Annotated in this window: 5 protein-coding genes and 1 pseudogene; 4 read left to right on the forward strand and 2 right to left on the reverse strand. The window is 58.5% G+C overall.

Annotated features, from left to right (window positions below):
• Both AC1DSG_RS26360 and AC1DSG_RS26365 read right to left on the reverse strand, forming a co-directional pair.
• Positions 1 to 396 (reverse strand): annotated as a pseudogene (locus AC1DSG_RS26360) (amidase); the annotation flags it as partial.
• Between the two features lie 104 nt (positions 397 to 500).
• Complete coding sequence (locus AC1DSG_RS26365; RefSeq protein WP_477793513.1) at positions 501 to 1982, reverse strand: coniferyl aldehyde dehydrogenase; 1482 nt, start codon at positions 1980 to 1982, stop codon at positions 501 to 503.
• Between the two features lie 151 nt (positions 1983 to 2133).
• Here AC1DSG_RS26365 and AC1DSG_RS26370 point away from each other — a divergent pair, with 151 nt between their 5' ends.
• The 4 genes from AC1DSG_RS26370 to AC1DSG_RS26385 all read left to right on the forward strand — a co-directional run bounded on the left by AC1DSG_RS26370 (position 2134) and on the right by AC1DSG_RS26385 (position 5815).
• Positions 2134 to 3117, forward strand: a complete 984-nt coding sequence (locus tag AC1DSG_RS26370; RefSeq protein ID WP_007946132.1) for a flavin reductase family protein — start codon at positions 2134 to 2136, stop codon at positions 3115 to 3117.
• Between the two features lie 17 nt (positions 3118 to 3134).
• Entirely contained in the window at positions 3135 to 4442 is a 1308-nt protein-coding gene (locus AC1DSG_RS26375; protein WP_477793516.1) for a spinster family MFS transporter, read from the forward strand.
• A 142-nt stretch (positions 4443 to 4584) separates the two neighbouring features.
• Complete coding sequence (locus AC1DSG_RS26380) at positions 4585 to 5187, forward strand: TetR/AcrR family transcriptional regulator (protein WP_477793514.1); 603 nt, start codon at positions 4585 to 4587, stop codon at positions 5185 to 5187.
• A gap of 184 nt (positions 5188 to 5371) precedes the next feature.
• Complete coding sequence (locus AC1DSG_RS26385) at positions 5372 to 5815, forward strand: hypothetical protein (RefSeq protein WP_477793515.1); 444 nt, start codon at positions 5372 to 5374, stop codon at positions 5813 to 5815.
• Positions 5816 to 5979 lie beyond the last annotated feature (164 nt).

Raw genomic sequence — 5979 nt, forward strand, 5'->3', positions numbered from 1 at the left:
GGGAGTATTGAGGTCCTTGAGCAGCAGCGGCACGCCGGCCAGGGCGCCCTGATTGTGAGTGCCTGCTGCGCGGCGCTGGGCCAGCAAGGTGCGAGCGTAGGCTTCATGCAGCATGTTCACCGCATTGACCCTGGGGTTGACTTCGTTGTAACGGGCCAGCGTCGCCGCGATCAGGTCCTCGGCACTCAGTTCGCCGCTGCGGATCGCCTGGCTCATCGCCCAGGCGTCCATGGCCTGGTAGTCGCTGGCCGAAAGTCCCGTCGCGCGGGCGTCGGCAAAGCGCCCCAGGAGCCCGACGCCGATAGCCACGGCACCGGCCTTGAGCACGCTGCGGCGCGGCCAGCCGGCGTCAGGATTTGTCGAAGAACTGGATGGTGGGTGTTCGTGGTTAGCCATGGTATCGATTGTGCTCTGATTGATAATTGTTATTTTGGTCGTGCACGCAGGACCTCGCAGGAGCCAGGCTTGCCGGCGGGAACGCTAGCCCTCCCACACCGAAATCAGTCGCGTGTGACACCGGCCAGCATGGCCGCCAGGTAGTGATCGCCATAGGGCGGTAACAGGCCCCACTCGCGGCGCGGGTCGAGGTCCGATGCCTTGAACACGGTGCGCAAGTGACTGAATTCGAGAAATCCTTCGCGACCATGGTAATGACCCATGCCCGAGGCGCCGACACCGCCGAATGGCGCATCGTGCATGGCTGCGTGCATCATCACGTCGTTGATGGTGACCCCGCCGGACAGGGTGTGTTCCAGCACGTGACGTTGCTCCCGTGCATCCTCGCCGAAATAATACAGCGCCAGTGGCCGTGGCCTGCCGTTGATTTCAGCGATGACCTGATCGAGGTCGTCATAGCTCAGCACGACAATGGCCGGACCAAAAATTTCCTCGTGCATGATCAGGCTCTCCGKGGCCGGATCAATCACCACCCGCAGTGGACGACGACGGTCCTGGACATTTACAGCCAGTGGTTCGGGCAGACACTCGATGCGCGCACCGCGCAGCTGCGCATCCTCGATCAGGCCTTCGACTCGGTCCAGGTGACGCTGGTTGACCACCGCCACCACATCCGCGTTGCCGGCGACTGTCGGGTTGAGGTCGCGATAAGCACTGCGCAGCGCCTGGAGGAACGGTTCGAGCAAGGCCTTGGGCACGTACACCAGATCCGGGTTGATACAAATCTGCCCGCCATTGCAGGCCTTGCCCGCCGCGATACTGAACGCAGCCTTGTTCAGGTCGGCGCCGCGCGAAACGATAACCGGCGACTTGCCGCCCAGTTCCAGGGTGACCGGTACCAGGTTTTTTGCAGCGTTGCCCATGACCCGCCGGCCAATCGCCGTGCTGCCGGTGAACAYGAGGTGGTCGAAGGGCTGGCTGCTGAACGCCTCGCCCAGCTCCGGCCCACCGTTGACGACCGCCACAACCAGCGAGTCGAGGTGTTCGGCGCACAGATCCGCCACCAGTTGCGCGGTGCGTGGCACCACCTCCGAAGGCTTCAGGATGGCCCGATTGCCGGCTGCCAGAGCCGATGCCAATGGGCTGAACAAGGTGTACAACGGCGCGTTCCAAGTGCCGAGGATGCCCACCGTGCCCTTGGGCTGGTGCATGACCCAGGCCGTGGCGCCGAGTTGATCATAAGGGCTGAACATCTGGCGCGGCTCGTCCTTCATCCACACCTGCAGATGATCGCGGGCATATTTGAGCGTGGCCAGTGCGCCCAGCACGTCATTCATCAAAGAGAAACCGGCAGGCCGCCCGCCGAAGTCATGGTCGATCGCCTCGGTCAATGCTGCATGGTTGTGGACCAACAGGTCGATCACTTGCTGGAGTCGCTGACGGCGGGTGTCGGCGCTGACACTTCCGGCACTGGCAAAGGCGCTCTTCTGTCGCGCCAGCAGGCTGGAAAGGTCTTCGACGCAAGACGTGGCTGAACTCATTGTTATCCCCTCGCAGGTTGGCTCAATAGCCGTTAAGCGCCCCATGCGCCTGGCGCCACCCTAGCCTTGCGAACACCTGCACCGCCTCGTCCAATCGGACGAGCCCCTGCATTAGTGTTAGTCCGTTGAGACGATGTTCAGCACTTGCAAACGCCCAATACTGGCCATACGAAAACTCCACTCCATGAGGCCAGTCATGGCAATGCAAAACATCAGCTTCGATCCCCAGGCATTTCGTGCCGCGCTCGGCACGTTCACCACCGGGGTCACGATCATCACCACCCAGACCGAAGACGGCTCTCCGGTGGGCATCACCGCCAACAGTTTCAACTCGGTGTCGCTCAACCCGCCGTTGGTGCTCTGGAGTCTCTCCAAGCAAGCACGCAGTCTGCCGATCTTCAGCAGCGGCAAGCATTGGAATGTGCACGTGCTGTCCACGGAGCAGGAGACCTTGTCGGGACGTTTCGCCACCCAGGGCGAGGACAAGTTCGCCGAGATCGAACTGGACAATGGCATCAGCGAGGCACCGCTACTGCAAGATTGCACGGCGCGCTTTCAGTGCCGCACGGCGTTCCAGTACGAAGGCGGCGATCATGTGATCTTTGTCGGTGAGGTTCTCGCCTTCGATCACAGCGACCGCGCGCCGCTGGCGTTCCAGAGTGGCCAATACGCTCTGGCCACGCGCAAGCCACGCAGTGAACTGCGACTGGCTACCACCCCTCCGCCACCGGAGTGCAGCTACACCGAGGACTTGCTCGGTTACCTGCTGGGGCGTGGGCACTATCAGGTCCTGAACGTCCTGCGGCAGCTACTGAGCAGTCAGCAGCTGGACGAACAGACGTTTTTTGTTCTTTCGATTTTGTGTATCCGCGACAACCTGACCCTTGAGGAAATCAACACCTTTGTTAACTACACTGGCCGCGAAGTCTCGCTGGCCAGCATGCGTTTTCTCGAACGCCAGCGTTTGGTCGCGTTCGAGGGATCGGCAGACTCATTACGGTTTGTCCTCACGGCCCAGGGCCGCGAGGTTTCGCTGCATCAACTGGCATTGGCCAAGGCCGTGGAAGAAGACCTCGCGGTCAAGCTCGGCGCGGCCGACGCTCAAGCCTTGAAGGTCTTGCTCAAGCGGCTGATCGTCGTGAGTGACCCCGGGCTGCCTGATCTGTGGGCACCACGGTGACGGCCCGCGAAGGTTTGTTGTCACCGGCCAGGGTCGGCTGGGGCAGCCACGGCTTACTATTGCTGCTGGCCATGGTGTTTGCCGACAATTTCGTCGGGCGACAAATACTGGCGGTCATGGTCGAACCGATCAAATCCGAATTCGCAGTCAGCGACACCGCCATCGGGTTGATCTCGGGATTGGCGTTCGCGGCAGTCTATGCACTCATGGGGCTGCCAGCGGGTCGGCTGGTGGACCGCATGCCGCGTATACGTCTGCTGGCAATGTCTTGTCTTCTCTGGGCCGTGGCGACAATGGCTTGCGGCTTGGCCGGCAGTTTCCTTGCACTGGCCATTGCGCGCATGCTGGTTGCAGTCAGCGAGTCGCCGACGACTTCGGCCTCGCTCTCGTTGATCGCTGACCTGTATCCACCACAACGACGGTCATTTGCCATCAGTTGTTTTACCGCCGCACCAACCTTTTCCTCAATCATCGGGTTAAGCATCGGCGCCTGGGTGGTGGAGCACTATGGCTGGCGCAGTGCGTTCATTGCCCTTGGAGTGCCGGCGCTGGTGTTCAGCGCCATCCTGGCCTTTGTCGTGCGCGACCCTCAGCGTGGTCGTTGGGATGTTACGCCACACCCCCACACACCGCCTGCCCTGCTGGGCATGGGCGCTGAAGCACGCAAGCTCTGGGCGTTGCCGGCCTATCGTTGCCTGATCCTCGCAGGAGGACTGACCACGCTCAGTTCCTATGCCATTGGCATGTGGAACACGAGCTTCCTGGTGCGCTCCCACGGCCTGTCATTGCAACACGCCGGATTGCTGGCGGGGGTGATCTGCGGTACTTCGGCCGGGATCGGTGGTTTGTTCAGTGGCTGGTTGAGTGACCGCCTGTGCCGTCGCAATCCACACTGGCAAGTTTCGATTCCGATATTCGGCCACGTGGCGGCCATCTGTGCGCTGATTCCCTATTTGCTCTGGTCCGACTCCCTGTTGGTACGCCTGGGAAATGTGCCGATTCCAACCGCCATGCTCTGGTGCGCACTTTATTCCTTCTTTGCCGTCTGGTGGGTCGCCCCGTCCTACAACCTCGTCACCCAACTGGTGCCACCCGGTCGGCGCGGTACCGCAATGGCTCTGCAAACCATCGTCAGCACGCTGCTTGGGGTTGGCATCGGGCCACTGATAACCGGCTTGTTCAGCGATATGTTGCTTCCTCTGTTTGGTCACGAGTCACTGCGATATGCGCTGCTGTTGGTGAACCTGCCGGTAATTTGCGCGGTGCTATTGCTGATGCGCACCGCGAGCCATGCGTCCAGAACGGGTTATGGCCACAAGGGTTAAGTTGAGCCCCGTCCTATGGTGAAAATACTTTAATTCTGAGAGTTGCGGCGTGCGCGTGTCCTGTTTCGTGCAGATGAATAAACCTACATCAATCTACCAAGCGTATTCGCCACGCATTCATTTTTCTAGTAGACGGATCGACATGCAAACTACCATCGCATCATCCAATCCAATACACAGCGCTCGCGATCGAATTCTTGATGCTGCGCTGGAACTCTTTGCCACTCGTGGCTTTCAGTCGGTCGGCTTGCGAGATCTGGCGAGCTACCTGGGATTGCATGCCGGATCGCTATACCATCACATCGATAACAAACAAGCCTTGTTGTTCGAACTCATAGAGTCCGGCTTAGTGGATTTATTGCAGGAAACGAAGCGTCGAATGAAAAATGCGCGAAGCCCTTGCGAGCGACTAAATTTATTTATTCAAGCCTTCGTCAAATTCAATTTTAATGAAAAACATAAACTAGCTCTGATCACCAGTGAATTTGCGAATCTTAATAAAGAACAACAGATTCGGATTATTCAGCTGAAAAATACATACTCATCAGTTTTAAGCACCGTTATCGCTTATGAGCGCAACGAGAAAGAAACGTTTAATGGCGGCATCTGCCCACTCACGAATACAGCAGTCATCATTCTATTTGGGCAGTCACAGTGGTATAACCATGAAACAACCGAGTTACAACTCACAGCAACACTCACCAATATTTTTACGTGCATGATAGGCAACTACAGAAGCAACTAAAAATAGATTTATCTTTGCAACACAAATCGCGAAATCACTCATAAAACGGCCGTCGGCGCTTTGCGCCGACGTAGCACGAATGCGTTTTTACACACCATCCATCAGTTCGATCCCGCACACGGAACAAGCCACTAAACTCCACAAGGGGGATGAAATCAACGCACCTCAAATCAGGAGATCTGTGATGAACAGAACATCTTGGCTGGCGTTGGTAGTAGCGGCGGGAGCGATTTCAGGTTGCGCGAGCAGAACCGAGATTGTTGATGTCCCCTTGCAGGCTACCCCACAAAACGCTGAGCATATCGCTCGAGCCAACCTTAGCCCGGTGGGCACTCAAACCAGCATCTGGCTTACCATCGGTGGTGTCCCCCACGACTTGAACGTACCTAGCCGCCTTGACACGGCTATCTATACTGGCTCGTGCGAGCATTTGGGCGCACAACCGGCGTACAAGACCCGTCAGGCCAACAGTGTCGATTATCCATCGCTAGCGTCGCGAACCCAGTACTGGGCTCAGGCACCGGTGGCGCTGAACGAACTGACCAAGGGTAAATATGCCTTACTCGTCCGCACCAGTCCGGCAGACGGCAGCCGCCCTCTTTTCTGTGGCAACATCAGCGCCGGCTAGGGGCGCATCGAGCAAGCTGTTCGGTACCGTGGCCTGTGCAACTTCCGACAGGCTGCGGTGATCGTCCATCAGTGCGCTCTCATCCGACTGACGAGACCTTGTACGAGCTGCCAAGCATGAGGCCCTCCCACCTGAGCCAGAGCACTATGGTACGAACTTTCCTG

This window comes from Pseudomonas sp. P5_A12 (assembly GCF_056400685.1).

Excerpts from the sequence above, each read along its gene's own strand:
- AC1DSG_RS26380 (WP_477793514.1), top strand. The coding sequence starts at position 4,585 with ATGCAAACTACCATCGCATCATCCAATCCAATACACAGCGCTCGCGAT.
- AC1DSG_RS26370 (WP_007946132.1), top strand. The coding sequence starts at position 2,134 with ATGGCAATGCAAAACATCAGCTTCGATCCCCAGGCATTTCGTGCCGCG.
- AC1DSG_RS26385 (WP_477793515.1), top strand. The coding sequence starts at position 5,372 with ATGAACAGAACATCTTGGCTGGCGTTGGTAGTAGCGGCGGGAGCGATT.